This window comes from Neobacillus sp. FW104-15D2, assembly GCF_058790155.1.
Genome location: NZ_JBYTCJ010000023.1, coordinates 30,461 through 50,641 on the forward strand (window position 1 = coordinate 30,461; position 20,181 = coordinate 50,641).

Sequence of the window (20,181 nt, forward strand, 5' to 3'; positions counted from 1 at the left end):
ATTTTTAAAAATTGCAGGGGAAAATGAAAAAACCCCCTTCGCGTAAGAAGAGGGTATTGTCCTCCTCTTATCTGTCAGGCGAATGCCTGCAGGAATTAGCACCTTTTCAGGAATAATTCCTGAAGGTTGCCGGGCTTCATAGGGCCTAGTCCCTCCGCCTCTCTGGATAAGAGTACTATTAAGTTTCGTTAGTCTTATAAAAGAATATTAAGTCAGTAAGAAATTATTGTCAATAATTTTAAAATTTTTTAAATTAAAGTTCTTTTAAACTTTCCTGCTGATTTCCACTCCACAAAGGAAAGCTTTTTTGAAGAATCAACGCAGGTACAGGCCGCCTTTTGCCTGTCACGAGGCACTCTCTTTCCACAAGCAGACATCAGGGTTATTTTTATTTCCAGTCGGTATATAAATCTGTTCGGCGGTCACGCCATGTTGTAACGGATCCCCGTTCCCGGACTTGATATAGAAGTTCAAGATCTAAATCAGCCGTTACAATCATATCGTCGTTCATTTCACCTTCCACTAAGATTCCCTTTGGTGGAAAGGGGATATCGTTTGGTGTAATAATAGCAGCCTGTCCGAAGTTGGCACGCATAAAGTCAACTGTTGGAAGCTGTCCTACTGTACCTGTTACAACAACGTAAACCTGGTTTTCTACTGCACGGGCATGGCTTGTGTAGCGTACACGGTGGAAGCCATGACGGTCATCAGTACAGGATGGACAGAAGATAATATCTGCTCCTTTTGCTTTTGCCATGCGAACAATTTCAGGAAACTCAATATCATAGCAAGTAAGGATCGCAATTTTTCCTTTTTCAGTATCGAAAATCTGAAAAGAGTCGCCAGTTTCCATATTCCATTCATGTACTTCTGTTGGAGTAATATGAAGTTTGGCCTGTTCAGCAATCCTCCCATCCGGATAAAATAGATGAGCCGTATTGTACAGCTTCCCTGCTCTCTCAACCACATGGGTTCCTCCAATAATATGCATTCCTGTCTCTTTAGCAAAGTTGGAAAATAAGGTACGGTATTGCTCTGTATAGGAAGGTAGGTCATTTATTGTTAGGCTTTCGCCATGCCCGTTTCCAATTGATAAAAGCTGAGTAGTAAAGAGCTCAGGAAATAAAACAAATTCAGCGCCAAATTCCTGCGCGGTTTTTATATAATGCTCGCTTTGACGAGCGAAATCTTCAAAGGATTTAATAGTATGCAAATGGTATTGAACTGCAGAAACACGAATTTTCATTTCTTCCCCCTAAACTTTTTATTAGATATATATTATTCATCATTTTTATAACTTTAACAAATAAATGGAATCGAGAAAATAGAAAAATAATGGTGTAACTTTTGGATAGGAAAATGCTAGCAATTAGCTAGGGCGTAGGTGGTTAGCTTTGATAGTGGGCTTATTTGGAAGTACTTGAAAAAATAGTGTGCTAGATTCACAGTCCTCTTCCCCAGTAATAGAAAAAGCAGTATATTTCTTTATTCCAGTAAAAAATGAAATTACCCTCATAAGTATTATAACTCAAAAAAAGTGCCCCCCTGAATCTGGGAGCACTTCCTTTTTTTACTTAATTGCCTAAACCTCTTGGAACAGTAACTGTTGCTGAGGCTTTATACGTATTTCCAGCTTTGTCAGTAACAAGATAAGTGATCGTATAAACTCGACCATTTCCTGTACCATTACGCTCAGAACGCAGGCTGAAGTTCACATCATTTTTGCCGTAGTCTGCACCTTGAATATCAGAAGGATCTGCAGAAGCTTCATTGACCTTAATAGATTCAAGGACAACAGAGTCGACACCTGAAAGATTATCATCTGAAACCAGCGATGCCTTAATATCAATCAACTTGTGGTTAGGCACCTGAAGAACTGGCTTATCTACAGACACTTTCAGGGTAGGAGCAGTTTTATCAATTTTAACTACAAAGGAGTTGCTGTTTTCGATATTACCTGCATTATCATAGCTCTTATACTCAATTGTATATTCGCCATCTGTTCTCAGTTCAATTGGATTTTTGTACTCCTGCCAACCTTGTCCATTAATACTATACAATGTAGTTTGAATATCAGATGTTTCATCCGAAGCATTGAGGCTGAAAGTTACATTTGAGTTATACCAGCCATTATTTCCAGTTGGTGCTTCAGGATTCAACTTTTGTACAGTAACAGGGGCTGTTTTATCAATTTTCACTTCATAAGACTTAACAGCTTCTGCATTCTCTTCTACATCTGTACTGCGGTATTCAATATTGTTAGTACCGTCAGAGGTTAATTCAACAGGTGAAGTATAATCCGTCCAATCACCGCCATTTATGCGATATTGAGTAGATTGAACTCCTGATTGATTATCTGTTGCTGATAGACTGAAGGAAACATCCGAATTGTACCAGCCATCGCTGCCATTAGCTTCGGCAGGATCAACCTGTATTTCAGTAACAGGCGCTGCTTCGTCTACAATTCGAACTAACTCTTTCGTATCCCTAACACGAATCCGGTTTCCTTTTGCATATTTACCAGTCAGTCCTACAGCCTGAAGGGTTTGACCAACCTTCAAATCAGGTACAGATCCTGTTTGAGTGGCAATATATCCATCGGTAAAGACTAGAATATCTCCAGATCCATCATTGATTACGTAAGAATTCTCATCATACTTTGATACAACCTTACCTGTTACCTTTACGAGTAAACCTTGATTTTCATCATTGTTTGCTGCACCTGTTGTCACTTCCTGAGGCTGAAGAGGATCCACATGCCCCAGCTTAATAACATCTTTTGCAAAATCGGTATACTCAAGTTCTCGGTTGTTTTCAAAAGTTTTTAGCTGACCATAAACACGTACTTTGTCCCCTGGCTTTAAAGATCCTTCAGGAACATCATGGAATGCCATAATACCGCCTGTTTCATCCTGAAGATAGAAGGCATCATAGAACGTTCCCGCACCAGTTGTAACTGTTCCTTCTACTACCACGGGCTGACCGTCTGTTCCTATTCTAGCCTCACTCAAGTCTGAAACAACTGTTCCACGTCCTGCAAGCCAGTTTACTGCGTTTAACGCTGCTTCATCGTTTCCTTTTGGACTAAAGGATTCATCAAGCTGCTTATCGTTCATGAAGTTCATACCGGATACAACGATTCGGCCCTTGCCAATGGTTTCTGAAGCAATAGCAGGAATAGCAGAACCACCAGTTGCATCAGAAACAGTGTCATATGGGGTATATCCAGACTTTACGCTTCCCTGGTAGGTAGTTTCATTACCGCTTGCCAAAATAGTGACCGTATCACTATCTGTAAGTGCTTCGTGACCTGCCTTCTCCAAACTCGAGCCACTGTAGTACTCAATTGTATCTGCCCTGTCCGTAATATAATTGGCTACAGGGTGCAAATGAAGACGCACTGCAAATTTCGATTTTAGCGGATCTGACCAGAAGTTGCCTTCCTTCGTATCATCGTTGATTCCATCATTGTTAATTCGAATGCTTGAGCCAATATCAAACAGCAAGTCATTGTTAATATCAGTGTTATTGTTAAAGTTACTCTTATCTGTCAGGAATAATGAGCCGCCATTTTTAACAAATTCGGCTACGGCTTTATTTTCATCTTCAGTCAAATCAATCTGAGGATGAGTTAAAACCAATACTTTAACATCTTTCAAACTATCAGTTGTAAGAGGATTTTTATTTTCAAAAACAGTATAACCTTCACGCTGAACCAGTGATGTAAAGCTATTAAAGTTATTCTTATAGGTTCCAGGATCAGTTGATGTATTCTCATTTTTATGGGCTGCATCAATCATAACCTTGATACCGAGAGCCTGTTTAATATTTATGTCTTTAGAGAAAGTATTGTCTTCAGGGTTATCATCGGTTGGAGTATCGACAACCGCCAGCAGTTGATGCTGACCCGCAACAGGATTATTCCAGACAACACTCGCTTTTGCTACCCCTTTAGCAGCAATTTGAGCTATTGGGCTTTGCCCGATTAAGTTATTTTCGTTTACTTGATCGTAATAAAACTTAACATTTAGATTGGATAATGCAGTTTTACCAAGGTTGCTCACTCCGGCTTCAAGTGTAGCTGGATTTCCAGAGATGATAGCATCGCCGGCAACTTCAAGACCGCTTACGCGTACATCGACTGGCTGTTCTTTCGTCCAGATCGGAGAAGAGTAAATGCGCTCTCCGTCATTTTGGGTAACTTTTACCACGAACCATTGCTGTCCGCCTGTTACTGTTACCTTTGGATTCCATGTGAAATCTTTAGTGCCAGGTTCGATTGAATCAACAACCTTGGAACCATTTGTAATAAGTTCTACCTTTTTAATATTGTCATCTGATTTATAGGTTGATGGCAGATATTCAAATCCCTGCATTGATTTTGATTCTGCAACAGGGTCTGATCCTTTGATATCAAAAGTCAGGGACTTACTGTCAACAACTGAACCCATGTACTGTCCATTAGCTAAAACATCCAGTTTAAAGTTCGGATCCTCTTCCATGTAAACCCGCATGTTTTCCATCGAGTGCAGCAAGGAAGCTTGTGACAGATCTTCAGAAACGATTACTGTTCTGTTTAATGTTTGTCCCCATGTACCATCATGGTTATCCTCACCATACGTTGGAGCTATATGCCATCCAAGATCAAGAGCACTGTAGAATTTCTTTTCAGCATTGGCATAGGCATAGTTACCAGAACCATTACCTACTTCAAGCATGGTAAAGAGCTTATCCACTCTTTGGTCATATGGCATAAAGTTATTAAAAGCATTTGCCGACATATCAGGATGGTTAAACTGAGCAGCAATATTATCGTAGGTTAGAACCCAGGCATAATACTGATTTAAATCCTGATATTTACCGCTGTTCATCTTACGGTCAATAAAATTATCAGTTCCAAACACATTGGAATGGCCCCAAGTTGTTGAAGTCATTTCAAATGCCGGGAAGACTACATAATCACCATTCTTTGTATATTTTTGGGCGAGATCTTTGGTAAGCTGCCAGTTATCGCCACCTTTACGTTCAGGCATGCCATTATGATCAACCGTATCCTTATCGGCAAGGGTTGAATCTATATCATGGGAGTGGTCAGAGAATGCAAACCAGTCATAGCCATGAGCCTGCCCTGCCTTAAGAGCATCTTCAGGTGTACCTGCTCCGTCATGAGAAATATTCGTATGGTTATGTGTTGTTCCTCTGTAGTGGTTACCGCCGGTAAACGGCTGGGCTACACTAAAGGACCAAGTAGCGTTGGATGAATTTCCTTTATTATCTGCCGCTCCTACTGCAACTGAATGAGTTCCCACAGATAGTGGATTTGTAAGCTCAAGTGTAGCCTGTCCATCCACAACCTTCACTGAGGAAGCCATCTCCTGACCATCAACCTTAACTGATAGTTTGGAAGAATCAATTCCACTAGGATCACTAATTTGGAAGCTGATATCTGGTGTAGTAGTTTCTACAATTGAATTATTTACCGGCTGGACACCTGTTATTGCAGGTCCTTCTACATCATTTTCCACTGAAACTGCATATGGCACTCCTGCTGTTCCTGCAGTTTTTACATCAGAGGGATTTTTTGCTTCGATATAGTAAGAAAATCCTTCTAATGGCAGAGATGCTGCCGGAAGAATTGCTTTATACACTCCGTTGCTGTCTATTGCCATCGGAAGAGCAGTGTAGTCAGATGCGTTATTACCTTTATAGTAAACTGTTACACTATCAGCACCCGATGCATTAGCAGTGAATTGTACGTCTGTTCCTCTATAGGCCTTTGTAATAGGATCATGAGCCAAAGACAAGACGAAATATTCATTTACATCTGAAATACTTCTTGGGTATACCTGATAACCGGTTGTATAAGGGTTACTAGAATCGTATTGTCCAACAATACCAGTAACTGTATAATAACTATCCTTCTTAAAGGTACTAGTTAAGTCAATGCCCGTTCCTGATGATACCCTTACAAGAATAGTTTTCCCTGCATCGTCTGTTAATGTAACGTTTCCTGTTGAAGTTACGGGTACATCGGTTGCTTTTGCTCTTATTTGAACAAGAGTTCCTTCAAGAGGCTCAGCAGTATTAAAGTTTCCGAAGACTGCGAGCTTATTAACTACAGTTGGCGATATTTCGCTGCCTTTTCCTGTCACTTCTATAGAAGTAGGAGAAATCTCTGTCAAACCATTATATTGAACTACCTGTCCAGTGACTTTTACTTTGTCACCAGCTTTTACATCCTGAGTACTGCCGAATATGTTAACTCCGCCAGTGGCATCTTGAATATAAAAAGACTTGGCTCCTACCACATTATTAGAAACAGTTGCCGTTCCCTCGACAGTTACAGTTTGGCCTAATAATTTTGATTGCCCCGTTGTTAAGTCACTGTCACGAACATCTTTTAGGAAAGTTACGCCATCAGATGGAGTTCCGGGGTTAGTGAGTTCTGGTTCCAAAGCTGAACTTGAATTTTGCGGATTGGGAGCTGCAACAACAAAATCATTTGTATTGTCATTTGTATCCCAGCCATTGCCTTTTCCGGCTCCTTCTCCAGTTGGATCAGAACTGTCATTTGCTCTTCTTTCAACACTCGTAGTATTGGAAGGAGCAGGTGCTGTGCCGTTCCCTTCTTTTTCACTAGCTGTACTTCCAAAACCAACAAAGTCTACGACACTTCCGTCCGCTATCCCACCGATAAGTGCGGTATTCTTATTTGAAAGAGCAACCTTACCTGCAGTCCCTGACATATTTATACTACCTGTAACATCTGGTTTGGGAAGGGCCGCTGCATTCCCAGACCCCGGTGCCTCCTGGACTAAATAATAACCATGTGCTTTTATAGAACCAGTCAACTTAGTTAATTGATAACTCGTCCCTGCTGCTGATGCATATTGTACAGACCATCCTTCAATACTTATTGCTGTATCAGTAGGATTGTATAATTCTATGAAGTCATTCTTATAAATCGCACCACTATTACCGCCACCACCATAAACTTCACTGATGATAACGCTTCCAAACTGTGCTTTTGCGTGACCTGCTAGGTTTGGTAAAAACGACCCACCAAGCAACAAAGCAGAAAGACCCAGACTCCCCCACTTTTTAAAGTGCTTTTTGCCCATCAAACTCCCCCTAAAGATATAGTAGTTTTCCTACAGATTAAAACTACCATCTCAATGTAAAGATTGTATGAGATTTTTGTATGATTTTCTGTAATAAATTATGGGAATATTAGCCCATTTTCAACAATTTATTACACAAACTTTCTGTACATCCTTATATAATAGAAATTATCTATGGTTCTTTCAGAGAGGATGCTAATTTTTGATGACCCAACACTTTAGAAAAATAGCGGTATGTGTTCTTCTAGCATGCTTGCTTTTCCCTAAGGCTGGTTTTGCCCATGCCTTTAGTGCAGCGTTTACAACGTTAAATTTGTCGAAGAATAATACTGAAATGATTTACTCCATTGATGCTTTATCGGTAATTGAAGGGATCGGTGGAGATAAGAATGATGACGGTAAATTAAGTGAGGAAGAATTAAAGGCAAATAAAATCCGATTCCAAGAATGGGTTGAGGATAGTGTGGTTCTTGAGGTTAATGGCAAACAGCAACCGGGGAAAATTACGAGCTTAAAATTAGAAAAAACAAAGGATAAGGATCTTGTTACCCTTACGTTTAAATACCCTGCCTATTCTGTTGGAGACACGGTCAAGCTTCTGGACGGAATTTTCTATGAAGGCAGCAGAAACTTTGATACCTATACAGACTTTTTAAAGGTTAATAGTGACGGCCAGGTAAGTGAAGCTGTACTTCAGGGGAAAAATCGGGAGTGGACGATGCAGATAGCTGAAAATCAACAGGAGCAGCAGCCTGGACAAGCCACAACTCAAAAAGCAGACACTCATGCCCCAACAAATAGTACAACATCCTGGAGTTCTTTTTTAACTCTAGGAGCCAAGCATATTCTGACCGGATATGACCATTTGTTATTCCTGTTTGCACTTCTTCTGCGCAGGCAGACATTGAAGCAATACATTACTACTATAACTGCTTTTACAATCGCCCATAGTATAACTCTTACTTTGGCGGTATTAGGAATTGCCGATCTTCCTTCAAGGATAGTAGAATCATTGATTGCTTTGAGTATTTGCTATGTTGCGCTGGAAAACATTTTCCGAAAGCAAATTACGTACCGCTGGGCTGTTACCTTCTTTTTTGGACTAATTCACGGACTTGGTTTTGCAACCATTCTAAGGGAAATGTCGCTGCCAAAGTCACATCTAGCTGTTGCCCTGGTCAATTTTAACGTAGGAATTGAACTTATTCAGCTTCTCCTTGTCATTATCATAGTACCTATTCTCATGAAATTCCAGGGTAGAATGAATTACCGTAAAGTGATTAACGGCGGTTCCGTAATAATTTTTCTACTTGGTTTCGTTTGGCTTATCCAAAGACTATTCTTTTAAATGAGAAAGCAGGACATCCTTTGTCCTGCTTTTTTACATCTGTTGGTTTGTATTAAAATGAGTAGTTAACTCTTTCTTTCTGTCTTTTATCCCGAATAAAACTACTAATCTTCCGCTCTTTTGAATTATAAACTGATAGATAAGCATAATGGTTATAAACGCAGTTATGATTAAAAAGATTAATTTCGCAGCAACCGGCCAGTCCAGCCTATAAATGAAATAACCAATAAACACAATGACAGGCTGATGAACAACATAAAGTGGCATAGAGGCTTTTCTTCCATACTTTAAAAATGAGTTAGAAGAGGTAAGGAACTTATCACCCAGGTAAAAGATAAAGAGAATAGAGTTCCAGCAGCTTAATACCCGCAAAGCGGTATACCCTAATGATATAGGCCCTTCTAACGGAAAACCTATCATAAACCAGGATACAAATAGAGTCGTCATTCCTAAGGACAAAACCCCAAACAGCGTTCCTTTACCCCTTACAAATTCTCTAAATGACTCCCTTGAAAAATACATAAACCCATAGATATATAAAACTAAATAATTGACGATTCCCCAGCTACCCAGGTTTAGAAAGTTCAAAAAGCCTGCTGTAACAAAGAATATCAATGGGAGAAAAAAGTAGTGTTTAAAACTAAATCCCTTTTCCTCGCTGCCCGCCATTCTTTTAAAATAAGGAAGAGTAAAAATAGAGAAAACGAGAAGTACAAGCAGGTACCAAAGATGCAGGCCAACAAATGCAAAATTTCCTGTTCCCCCAATATCCAGGTAGACTCCATCAAAATAGTGGGGGAAAAAGCTCCAAAAAGACCCCTCAAACTGATGGTGGGTAATTCTTTCAATATATACCTGGGGAGGAGAAAGAATGAATACTCCAAATAATAAAGGGATTCCAAGTCTGGAAAACCGCTCCTTCAAGTATTTGCGCCCGCTTCTGCTTCTTAGGGAAAATACGGTGCCGTTGCCTGAAATTACGAAAAAAACAGGCATAATCCAGGCACTTACCGCAAGAGTAAAGGCTAATATGTAAGTATGGTTAACTATATTGTTTTTAACATGCCAAGCAAACTGGTTAAAGAACATTGAGCAATGATACAGAAAAACCACAAGCGTCGCTAAAACCTTAATCCAGTCCAAATCTGCATGTCTTTTGACTTCTTTCATTTAACACCTCTTTTCTTAGATATCCACTACCATAAAAAGGGAGACTCCTATGAGTCCCCTTTTATTGTTTCATTTTCGGATCCAATACGTCCCTCAGGCCGTCACCCATTAAATTAAAGCCTAATACTGTCAGCATAATCGCAATACCAGGAAAGAACAGCGTCCACGGTGCCTGAACCAGGTACTGCTTGGAATCAGAGAGCATTTTCCCCCATTCAGGTGTAGGTGCCTGGGCACCAAGGCCAAGAAAGCCCAATGCGGCTGCTTCAATAATAGCTGTTGCAATGGCTAGTGTAGCCTGAACAATAACGGGTGTCACACTGTTTGGAAGGATATGATGCAGAAGGATTCTTGTATCCTTCATCCCTACCGCCCGGGCAGACATAATATATTCCTCTTGTTTTACACTTAGCACTTTAGAACGGACTAGCCTTCCAAAGTTAGGTATATTAATAACAGCAATGGCAACTAGGGCATTTTGCAGTGAAGGGCCAAGGATTGCTACAACTGCAATGGCCAGCAGAATGCTTGGAAATGCCAGCATAATATCAAACATTCTCGATATTATTGAATCAGCCCATCTACCGTAATACCCTGCTACAATTCCGAGAAGAGTTCCTGCTACAGCAGATGCTAATACTGAAAATAATCCAACCCATAATGAAATCCGTGCTCCGTAAACGATTCTCGAAAAGATATCTCGTCCAAAATCATCTGTTCCAAACCAATGCTTGCCAGATGGCGCCGTCAGTCTCTCCGTAAGCTGCTGTTCTTTAAATCCAAAAGGAGCAATGATCGGCGCAATAATTGCAATAATTATAAAAAAGATTACTATGCCCAATCCCACCAGGGCCAGTCTATTTTTACGAAATGCCTGCCATGCCTCTTTCCAGGGAGAGACTGTTTCTTCCTGAGGCTTTACCGCGGGGATTTCAGCGGTGCTTTTCGCCAATTCAGCCACTATTTTACCCTCCTTGTTTTTAGTTGGTGTATTTAATTCTCGGATCTACAAATGCATATAGAAGGTCAACAATCAGGTTAATCAAAACGAAAATTCCGGCAATGATTAAAATTCCTGACTGAATTACTGGATAATCACGGTAGCCGATGGCATCGTATAAATACCGGCCAATTCCTGGCCATCCAAATATGGTTTCAGTCAGAATGGCGCCTCCTAAAAGAAGTCCAGTCTGCAATCCAATTATAGTAAGAACAGGAATAATGGCGTTTTTCAAAGAGTGTTTATAAACCACCCAAAACATTTTAAGACCCTTTGCTCTCGCTGTACGGATATAGTCTGACTTCATAACCTCGAGCATAGTCGAGCGGGTCATTCTTGCAATAATGGCCATAGGGATAGTAGCAAGCGCCATGCTTGGAAGAATAAGATGTTTAAATACCACCCCGAATTGATCAAACCTTCCGGCCAGCAATGTATCTATCAAATATAAATTGGTTACCGCTGTTACTGGATCCCGGACATCTTCCCTGCCTGTTGTTGGAAGCCAGCCAAGTTCAATAGAAAAGACCCACTGCCCCATCAAGCCCAGCCAGAAGATTGGAAGCGAAACCCCTACAAGAGCCAGAATCATTGCTGCATAATCAAACCAGGAGTTAGAAAACCAGGCACTTATAATGCCTGCATTTACACCAATAATGACTGCAATAATCATAGCAAACACTGTTAGTTCAAGCGTTGCGGCAAGGTAGGGCCAAATTTCCTCATTGATTGGACCTCTCGTTCTCATTGATATTCCCAAATCTCCATGAAGCAGAGCCTTCAGGTAATCAAAATACTGTATGTACCAAGGATTATTTAATCCCAGTTCTCTTGTCAGTGTGGCAATGGCCTCTTTTGTTGCCCTTTGTCCAAGTATAACCTGGGCGGGATTTCCCGGTATGGCATGAATAATGGCAAAAACAACAAGGGTCATCCCGATTAAAACCGGTACAAGTGAAAAAATGCGTTTCACCGTGTAATTAACCAAACCCCTCACCTCTTTCAAAAGTTTAAGCACTCGTTTGGGTGCCGGAACTAGAGCTATTTATTCTAATTTATAAAAGCTAAGAGTAACAAAAGGGGAGACAGAGCTCCCCTTCCGGCTGAAATTATTTGAACTCAACGTTTGTCAATGCTTCAGATCCAGTTGGATGAGGAAGATATCCAGACAGGTCTTTTACTGCTGCTAATAGAGGTCTGGAGTGTACAAGCGGTACCCATGGAGCGTCATCGTGAATGATAACCTGTGCTTGCTTGTAAAGTTCATTACGTTTTGCCTGATCTGTTTCTGTTTGCGCCTTAATTAGAATGTCGTGAAGCTGATCGTTCTTGTAATAAGAGTAGTTATTTGCACCAATGCTGTCTTTGTCAAGAAGGGTGTACAGGAAGTTGTCAGCATCTCCATTGTCCCCTGTCCAGCCAAGCATATATGCATCAAATTCACCCTTGGCTGCCTTATCTAAGTAAGTAGCCCAGTCAACCGATTTAATATTAGCTTTAACACCAATTTTGCTGAAGCTTTCCTGAATTACCTCAGCTACCTTTTGAGCCTCAGGCATATACAGACGTGCTACAGGCATTGCCCATAGGTCCATTGTAAATCCTTTTTCATATCCAGCTTCTTTCAATAATGCTTTAGCTTTATCAAGGTCGTATTCATAATCTTTAATATCATCGTTATATCCTTCAACGGAAGGCGGCATTGCATTTTTCGCAGGCTCTGCCTTGCCATTATAGAATGATTTAATAATAGATTCTTTATCAATAGCATGGTTTAATGCCTGGCGAACCAGTTTGTTGTCAAATGGCTTGCGGTTTGTTGTGAAACCAAGGTATCCGACGTTCATGGACGGACGTTCAATTACCTGAAGTTTGTTATTGGCTTTTACTGAATCCTCATCAGAGTTGTTCAGACCATCCATCAGGTCCACTTCTCCGTTTGCAAGTGCGTTTAAACGTGCTGTGTTTTCCGGAATAACACGGAAAATGACTTTATTTAGCTTAGGAAGTCCTTTTTGCCAGTAGTCAGGATTCTTTTCAAGGACGATACGGTCGTTTTGTTTCCATTCAACAAATTTAAATGGTCCAGTTCCAACCGGCTTTTCTCTGAATTTATCTCCCTCATCCTTAACTGCTTTCGGACTTGCGATTCCGAAAGGAGACATTGCAAGGTTTTTAAGGAATGGAGCCTGTGGTCTTGTCAGTACAAATTGAACTGTATTCGCATCGAGTGCTTTTACTTCTTTAATCACGTGTCCTGGCTCACCCTTATATCCGCCAAACATTGTATAGTAAGGGAATTTGTCGGCATTGCCGGTCATCCAGCGGTCAAAGTTAAACACCACTGCATCTGCGTTAAAGTCTGTTCCATCGTGGAATTTTACTCCCTGTCTTAGATGGAATGTATAAGTAAGTCCATCTGGAGTTACTTCCCACTTTTCAGCAAGACCAGGCTGAACAGTTGTATCCTGTGGTCCATAAGAAAGAAGGTTTTCAAAAATATTATCTGTTACCTTAAAGGTTTCACCTTCAGTTGTTGTGATTGGATCTAGTGAAGTGGAATCTCCACCACGGGCAAATACTAAAGTATCCTTTTTAGGACCGGCACTAGTACCGTTATTTGTTTTCCCGCCTGCACTTTCATTCGTTTTGCTGCTGTTACATCCAACCAGGAATAAACTCATGGCTAAGAATGAAATCAACAGCACTTTTAAAGTCTTTTTCATATGCTTTGTTTTCCCCCCATATTCTTTATAAAAATTTTTATCAAACGCGGCATACTATTCATTGTATAAATGGCAAGCCACATAATGACCGTTTAAATACCTTTCTGCTGGCCTCTCGGTTTTGCAGATATCCATGCACTGCGAACATCTTGTGTGAAACGCGCACCCTGAAGGCGGATTAGCAGGACTCGGAAGTTCACCCTGAATTAAAATGGTTTCCCTTCTGATATCCGGATCCGGAATGGGAACTGCAGATAGAAGTGCCTGAGTGTAGGGATGCTTTGGATCTTCATATAATTCTTCACTATCTGCGAGCTCTATTAATCTCCCTAAATACATAACTCCCACCCGGTCACTGATATGCCGGACAACACCAAGGTCATGGGCGATAAAAATGTAGGTAAGGCCAAATTCTTTTTGTATATCCTTCATCAAATTAAGGACCTGTGCCTGGATGGATACATCTAATGCCGAAACAGGTTCATCGGCAATAATCAGTTTGGGCTTTGTCATTAGTGCTTTGGCAATACCAATCCTTTGCCGCTGCCCCCCGCTGAACTGATGCGGGTATCTTTTAGCATGATAGCTGCTAAGACCCACAACCTCGAGCATTTCCCTTACTCTTTTCTTTCTTTCCTCTTTAGTTCCAATACCATGAACAATCAAAGGTTCTTCGAGAATTTGCTCTATTGAATGCCGTGGATTTAAGGATGCATAAGGGTCCTGAAATACCATTTGGATATCCCGGCGAACCTTTCTTAATTCATTTTTTGACATACTGGTAATCTCTTTATCTTCAAAAATTACCTTTCCATCACTTGCTTCAATCAGCCTCATCAACAGGCGGCCTGTTGTAGATTTTCCACAGCCGCTTTCTCCTACGATCCCTAATGTTTCTCCCTTTTTGACAAAGAAAGAAACATCATCAACAGCCTTTACTTCTCCTTGTTTTCTTCCTAAGAATCCGCCTGTAATAGGAAAGTATTTTTTAAGTCCTGATACCTCAAGAAGTAACTCTGACATCCTTGTCACTCCTTTCCTTCACTGTATGTAGGAAGCACCTTACTTCATGTCCTATTTTTTCAGTTTGGTATAACTCTGGTGCGGATTGACGGCATTCTCCAAATACTTCCGCACATCTGTCTGCAAACCTGCAGCCAGTTTGCACTGTGCCGGGAGCTGGTACACTGCCAGGAATACTGTACAATCGATCCTTTTTCCCTCTCAGATCCGGCACTGATTTTAATAGACCTTTTGTGTAGGGATGCTGGGGATCTTTTAATATTGTCCTGACATCACCCTGCTCCACAATTTGTCCCGAGTACATAACAATAACCCGGTCACAAATTTCTGCGACCACACCTAGGTCATGTGTGATGAAGATGATAGAGGTATTTGTTTTTTTATTAAGATCCTTCATTAAAGCAAGTATCTGCGCCTGAATAGTAACATCGAGAGCTGTCGTAGGCTCATCCGCAATCAACACTTTGGGGTTGCAAGCCATAGCCATTGCAATCATGACCCTCTGTCTCATCCCACCTGAAAGCTGATGGGGGTATTCCTTCAGGATTCCTTCCGCTCTTGCAATACCAACAAGCTTTAGAAGTTCAATACTTCGAATCTTTGCCTCGTTTTTAGAAAGTTTAGTATGTAAACGAATCGCTTCAAATAGCTGATTTCCAATCGTGAAAAGCGGATTTAAAGATGTCATTGGTTCCTGGAATATCATAGATATCTGATTTCCCCGAATCCTTCTCCATTCTTTTTCAGTAAAATGAGTCAAATCCTTCCCGTTAAAGATTATTTCACCCTCATCAATATTACCCGGTGGTGAAGGAATCAGCCCCATGGCAGCCAGGGAAGTTACACTTTTTCCACTTCCTGACTCTCCAACGATTCCAAGGACTTCTCCATCTTTTAATTCAAAAGAAATTCCATCTACAGCCGCAACCCTTTTTTTTCCGGATTGAAAGGAAACCTTTAAATTGTTTATTTTTAAGATTGAATCATTCATTTATTTTCCACCTGCCTCAAAAACTTTTCTAATAATAATTAATATTGCAATAATAAGAATTTATTGATTATTATGACACAAATATTTCGGCAGGTACAGACAAAACATGGTAAAAAAAATATTTTTTTACTAAAAACCCACCAAAACGCCAAAAATAAAAAACGGTTTAGCACGGTAAAGAATTATTTCGGAATACTTAATTTTCACTATGAAGGTTTTTAAGGAGGGTTTATGTGGATAAGGTAAGCCAGTTTGAAAAAGACAGGAAAATATGTATGTATTATGAGGGCGAACCCGAGCGGTTTTTGGGTGCCATTATTCCTCCTACATTTGGGAACTCCCTTTTTCTATTTTCTTCACTTGAAGAGCTTGGAAATGCTGTAAAGGATGAAACGGAGCATTATGTTTATTGGCGGGGTACAAACCCGACAGTGGAAATAGTGGAAAAAAAACTCGCTGCCTTGGAACATGGGGAGCAATGTAAATGCTTTGCATCTGGAATGGCTGCTATAACCGCTGCCCTCTTTTATTGTGTTAATAAAGGCGATCATGTTGTATGCGTCAGCCATATATACAAATCCACAGTTGACATCTTAAAATATCTGCAAAAATTTGGAGTAGAGTATACGGTTACACAATCAACCTCTCCAGAAGAAATAGAAAATGAAATAAGGCCAAACACAAAAGCGATTTATATCGAGAGTCCAACCGACATGACCTTCAAGATGGTTGACCTTGAAAAAATTGCAGCTCTTGCGAAAGAGCGGAAACTTAAAACTATTGCAGATAATACATGGGCCACGCCCCTATTTCAAAAACCATTGTCTTTTGGAATTGATATGGTCGTGCACTCAGCTTCGAAATATTTGGGGGGACATAGCGATTTGGTTGGAGGAGCTTTAATAACGAGCACCCATATTATGAAAAAGCTTTTTAAAAAGGAATTTTTACTTTTCGGAGGCATTATGGGACCCTATGAAGCCTCCCTCCTCCTCCGCGGTTTAAGAACACTGCCGATGAGAATGAAAGCTCATGAGGAAAACGCAAATCAGGTTGCAAAATTTTTAGAGGGGCATCCAAAAATAACAAGGGTGTACTATCCTGGACTTTCTTCTAGTGATGACCAAGAAATTATAAAGAAACAGCTGTTGGGCTGCTCAGGGTTATTGGCATTCGAATTAAAAGACGCAAGCTTTAAAGCGGTCAAAACAGTCATTAATAATCTTAAAATATTTAAAATCGGTGTTTCTTGGGGCTCATTTGAAAGTCTTGTCATGTCCCCGAATTACGGCTATAACACCGCAGATCTGAAAAAGGAACAACTCAGCGAGGGGCTTATTCGCCTTTCTATTGGATTGGAGTCTACAGACGATCTGATAAGGGATTTGGAAGAGAGCTTGGAGAGAATTTAATGGCATTAAAAAGGGTGTCCCGGAGATACCGGAACACCCTTTTGTTTATATTATTTTAAAATTGTTACCTTAACTGTTTTTCTTCCCCAGTTAATGGCATCCTTTTTAGAGGAAACAAAAATATCAATCTTATTACCTTTGATGCTGCTGCCTTTATCTCCCGCTACAGCATATCCGTATCCTTCTACATATACCTTGCTTCCCAGAGGGATCACTTTAGGATCTACTGAAATAACCTTTGCATGAGGGTTTTTCTTCAAGTTTATTCCAGTTGCTGTGATGCCGCTGCATTTTGTGCAGTTAAGAGTGTAGGCACTGGCTGAAACAGTAATCACTTTTCCTGCTGGTTTGACAGCTGCTGTTGTTTTAGCAGCAGGTTTACTTACTTTTGCGGCTGGCTGAGCCGATTCAAGCTTTAAAACCTGGTTAATAGAAATTCTATCTGATGTAAGATGGTTCCATGTTTTTAAGTTTTGAACACTAACCTTATATGTACGAGAAATTTTGTAGAGTGAGTCGCCTTTTTTAACCTTATATGTACCGGATGCTGCAAATGCTCCACTTTGACTGCTAAATAATAATATTAGGATAGAACAGATACTTACTATATATTTTTTCAAGTTGAAAACTCCTTTGTCTAGTTCTCTATTAAAAAAATAACATAGAAGTATTACAGTAATGTTTCAGTGGCTTTCTATTTACATTACAAAAGAACGAAATATTCTAAAAATTCACTAGCTATTCACATTATAAAACAAAAAAACCTTGATTTAACGAGGAATACTCAAATCTATTCTTTTGAAAATTTTGCGCTTTACTATCCAATGGTCAGTAACAAGTATAAGCATAAGTACTAAATATGTACCTTTTGATACGTTATTTTGTAAATCATTTATTAACCGCTCTAGTTACCTTATTTACATTTCACTAGACATAGGGAGTTTCTGCACGAACGTATAAAAAGACGTCCCAAATAAAAGGGACGTTCGTAGATATGAATATTAGAGCAGATGCGCGGTACTATTCATGAACTTTATAACTCTCCTATTTTCTCTTATTTCCACTAAATGTATCCCAGTGTCTCCTGTTGAAAATACCGATTTATCCGTTGAAGAAAGTCCAAGGAATATCTTCAAAAAGTTCGATATAAATCCTCCATGTGAAACAATAGCTATTCTATTTAGATTCCCATATTCATGGATTATTCTATGGAAGACCGATTCAACCCGATGGAAGAACTCTAGATCGGATTCACCCTCCTGAATAGGAATATGTATAGGTCTGCCTCCCTTTGGAAGAGGGTACTTTCGAGACGCTTCCTCCCTCGACATTCCGGCCAATATTCCGTTATTATATTCCATCAACTCCTTTACGAATATTAATTCGCAACCCGTTGCGGACTGAAGAATTTCTGCTGCCTTGGAAGCCCTGATTAGAGGACTGGATAAAATAAGATCAGGCTGATAATTCCTTTTAATATAACTTGCCATTCTTTCTGCCTGAGAAACGCCCAAGTGAGTTAACGGAAAATCAGCTCTTCCCTCGTGCACTTCCAACAGATCTGCTTCAGACTCACCATGCCTGATTACTAATATTTCCATAAAGATCTCTCCTGTTCTTGGAAGCCTTTTCCGGGGTTTAAATTATAAATTAATTACTATTTCTTCCTTTTAGGCCTATATCCTGTTTATAAGTAAAAAAATAAAAAACGTCTAGCCATCCAGACGTTTGTCAATTATATGAGTTAAGTGCACATTCCAATAATTTAATATCATTATATATCTCTTGTTTTAGACTAAGGTCATGGCAACGCTGATAGTCCCTTTGCAGTCGCCTAAGCTCTTGGGTGAATAAAAGATACTCATAGTTAGTTTCCATAATCGACCTCTTCTGTTGGATTATCAATCTTCCATACCCTTTTCTAAGAGCATAAAACAGCTATTTCTTAATCCTTTTTAGAGGAAAACTCTTTATTCTCTAGAATTATACTTTAAACCGTTAAATCTTAGGAGGTTTTATATGAGCTATTTTGACTACAAAACTAAAATAAAGAAAGATGGAAGCAGCCTCATTACAATTAGAGATATAGGTGAAAATGCATTACTGGAATTAGAGAAAAAAGGCAGCGACATAAGCAATATTATCCGGTGGCAAAATGAAAAGACTGCCGGTTTTAAATTTCCAAAGGAGCTCTTTTTAAAAGCTTATAAAGATATTAATGAACAATCATAAGCTGACAAAAGAAAAAGGCTCTGTCAGCCTTTTAAAATGTTCATATACTTAATTTTTAGTAAAAGACTGTATTGCTTTTGCGAGAGTTGATGTAATTGATATATTTTTAAAAGATATTCCTAATTGTACAGCTGTTGCAGCAATTTCAGGGCGAATGCCGGACAGAGTTGTCTTAATTCCTATTAAGCGTAAGGACTCAATCAATTGAAAAATCTTTTGTGCTATCAATGTATCTATTATAAAAACTCCCGATAAATCAATAAACAAATGCTGTATCCTTTTTTGCGAGCATTGGTTAAGAGTATTTTCGAGCAAATACTTGGCCCTATGGGTATCTATCTTTCCGACAATCGGCAAAAGCCCCATATTATTATTGATTAAGATAACTGGAGAGCCCAGTTCATTAATTAACTCCTGCTGTGATTGAAGCCTCTGCTGCGAATATTTATGGCTTTCCTCTACGAACCAGATCATTACTTCCCCAAAAATGTTGATAATTTTTCGGTTCCATCTATTTATCATCTCTTCATCGTAAATGTCTGAAGTGGATTCAACAAATTCTCTAATATAATCCAAGTATTGTTCCTGAACCCGAAAGAATTCTTTTAAAACAATATGTATGGGCGTTTTTTGATGATATTCATCTGTAGCAACCATTAAGACCCATTCTTTAAATTGGTGCAAAGCGGTATTATTTTCAAGGAGAAAGGCCTGGCAAAAATGAAGATGAAATTCATAGTTTTGCTGTTTCAATTTTTGAATAACATCTGGATTGTTATTGGCATAAACACCTGCTGTTTGTTTTTTATCAATAGAGTTGTACCATTCCTCTGTTAAGCTTAAAGCTTTACCTAAGAGAAACTCACTAACAGCTTCAATACTATTCATATCCTCCGTCTCCCTTCTAGCTAGCAGCTTCTTATAATGTTTGATATTCAATTCCTGTCAATATTCCGCTTTATTTATCATATTTCAATTAAAAATTGGTGTCTATTTAAATCAAAGCTCATTTTTCTACAAAAGTTGCGTTCCATTGAAATCTTTTCATAATAAATCAGCTAATCATCCCATTATTTTTTTCTATCATTTAAGAATAGACATTCTAATCTGAATAGAATTACTATTTTAAAAAAACTTATTTTTTTAATATAAAACCCC

Annotated in this window: 14 protein-coding genes and 1 riboswitch; of the genes, 3 read left to right on the forward strand and 11 right to left on the reverse strand. The window is 39.4% G+C overall.

Translation table 11 applies throughout. The features are described 5' to 3' along the window. Window positions 1-64: 64 nt before the first annotated feature. Window positions 65-173, reverse strand: a riboswitch (SAM riboswitch). A gap of 215 nt (window positions 174-388) precedes the next feature. Together AC3WR0_RS17545 and AC3WR0_RS17550 are read right to left on the reverse strand one after the other, a co-directional pair. Then, on the reverse strand, window positions 389-1,246 hold the full coding sequence (locus AC3WR0_RS17545; protein WP_492553516.1) for a carbon-nitrogen hydrolase family protein: 858 nt from the start codon (window positions 1,244-1,246) through the stop codon (window positions 389-391). A gap of 328 nt (window positions 1,247-1,574) precedes the next feature. Beyond that, window positions 1,575-7,121 (reverse strand): OmpL47-type beta-barrel domain-containing protein, encoded by a 5,547-nt coding sequence (locus AC3WR0_RS17550; protein ID WP_492553517.1) that lies wholly within the window; start codon window positions 7,119-7,121, stop codon window positions 1,575-1,577. A 205-nt stretch (window positions 7,122-7,326) separates the two neighbouring features. Here AC3WR0_RS17550 and AC3WR0_RS17555 point away from each other — a divergent pair, with 205 nt between their 5' ends. Then, entirely contained in the window at window positions 7,327-8,469 is a 1,143-nt protein-coding gene (locus AC3WR0_RS17555; RefSeq protein ID WP_492553561.1) for a HupE/UreJ family protein, read from the forward strand. Between the two features lie 33 nt (window positions 8,470-8,502). Here the strand turns inward: AC3WR0_RS17555 and AC3WR0_RS17560 are convergent, their stop codons facing one another. The 6 genes from AC3WR0_RS17560 to AC3WR0_RS17585 all read right to left on the reverse strand — a co-directional run bounded on the left by AC3WR0_RS17560 (window position 8,503) and on the right by AC3WR0_RS17585 (window position 15,379). Then, window positions 8,503-9,639, reverse strand: a complete 1,137-nt coding sequence (locus tag AC3WR0_RS17560) for an acyltransferase family protein (RefSeq protein WP_492553518.1) — start codon at window positions 9,637-9,639, stop codon at window positions 8,503-8,505. Between the two features lie 61 nt (window positions 9,640-9,700). Next, entirely contained in the window at window positions 9,701-10,600 is a 900-nt protein-coding gene (locus tag AC3WR0_RS17565; protein ID WP_492553519.1) for an ABC transporter permease, read from the reverse strand. Between the two features lie 19 nt (window positions 10,601-10,619). After that, window positions 10,620-11,627: an ABC transporter permease gene (locus AC3WR0_RS17570; RefSeq protein ID WP_492553520.1), complete on the reverse strand. Its 1,008-nt coding sequence runs from the start codon at window positions 11,625-11,627 to the stop codon at window positions 10,620-10,622. Window positions 11,628-11,748: 121 nt separating this feature from the next. Next, on the reverse strand, window positions 11,749-13,365 hold the full coding sequence (locus tag AC3WR0_RS17575; protein ID WP_492553521.1) for an ABC transporter substrate-binding protein: 1,617 nt from the start codon (window positions 13,363-13,365) through the stop codon (window positions 11,749-11,751). 54 nt (window positions 13,366-13,419) lie between these two features. Beyond that, window positions 13,420-14,388, reverse strand: coding sequence for an ABC transporter ATP-binding protein (locus tag AC3WR0_RS17580; RefSeq protein WP_492553522.1), 969 nt, complete (start codon window positions 14,386-14,388; stop codon window positions 13,420-13,422). Continuing rightward, window positions 14,369-15,379, reverse strand: coding sequence for an ABC transporter ATP-binding protein (locus AC3WR0_RS17585; RefSeq protein ID WP_492553523.1), 1,011 nt, complete (start codon window positions 15,377-15,379; stop codon window positions 14,369-14,371). The genes AC3WR0_RS17580 and AC3WR0_RS17585 overlap by 20 nt, the downstream gene beginning before the upstream one ends. 233 nt (window positions 15,380-15,612) lie before the next feature. Here AC3WR0_RS17585 and AC3WR0_RS17590 point away from each other — a divergent pair, with 233 nt between their 5' ends. Next, a complete protein-coding gene (locus tag AC3WR0_RS17590; protein WP_492553524.1) occupies window positions 15,613-16,791 on the forward strand; it encodes a trans-sulfuration enzyme family protein in 1,179 nt (392 codons plus the stop codon). A 50-nt stretch (window positions 16,792-16,841) separates the two neighbouring features. Here the strand turns inward: AC3WR0_RS17590 and AC3WR0_RS17595 are convergent, their stop codons facing one another. Beyond that, window positions 16,842-17,411, reverse strand: coding sequence for a 3D domain-containing protein (locus AC3WR0_RS17595; RefSeq protein WP_492553525.1), 570 nt, complete (start codon window positions 17,409-17,411; stop codon window positions 16,842-16,844). Between the two features lie 381 nt (window positions 17,412-17,792). Then, entirely contained in the window at window positions 17,793-18,392 is a 600-nt protein-coding gene (locus tag AC3WR0_RS17600) for a histidine phosphatase family protein (RefSeq protein ID WP_492553526.1), read from the reverse strand. 418 nt (window positions 18,393-18,810) lie between these two features. Between AC3WR0_RS17600 and AC3WR0_RS17605 the strand changes: the two genes are divergently transcribed. Further along, the gene (locus tag AC3WR0_RS17605; RefSeq protein ID WP_492553527.1) at window positions 18,811-19,023 is read left to right on the forward strand and encodes a hypothetical protein; all 213 of its coding nucleotides are present in this window, start codon (window positions 18,811-18,813) and stop codon (window positions 19,021-19,023) included. 48 nt (window positions 19,024-19,071) lie between these two features. On the opposite strand, the gene AC3WR0_RS17610 is transcribed toward AC3WR0_RS17605, so the two are convergent. Continuing rightward, on the reverse strand, window positions 19,072-19,911 hold the full coding sequence (locus AC3WR0_RS17610) for an STAS domain-containing protein (protein WP_492553528.1): 840 nt from the start codon (window positions 19,909-19,911) through the stop codon (window positions 19,072-19,074). Window positions 19,912-20,181 lie beyond the last annotated feature (270 nt).